Genomic DNA, 241 nt, shown 5'->3' on the forward strand with positions numbered 1-241 from the left:
CAGGAGCAGCAAAAGTATCAAGAGTCTCACACTAAAGTAAGTCAGGTTTTTGAAGCAATTCAAATTCCTGTCAGCTTTGAGTGAGCGACCGGTTCAAGCAGGCAACTGCAGCGAACCGAAAACAGTAACAGGTATTGAACTGAAGAGTTTGATCCTGGCTCAGATTGAACGCTGGCGGCATGCCTTACACATGCAAGTCGAACGGCAGCGCGGGAGCAATCCTGGCGGCGAGTGGCGAACG

The 241-nt window shown here is 50.6% G+C and carries 1 rRNA gene; it reads left to right on the top strand.

Features of this window, described 5'->3' with window-relative positions:
- Positions 1–136: 136 nt before the first annotated feature.
- Positions 137–241, top strand: a 16S ribosomal RNA gene (locus AB4Y42_RS44760); the annotation flags it as partial.

Origin of the sequence: Paraburkholderia sp. EG286B, assembly GCF_040965655.1 — a bacterium.
Taxonomy (GTDB): domain Bacteria; phylum Pseudomonadota; class Gammaproteobacteria; order Burkholderiales; family Burkholderiaceae; genus Paraburkholderia.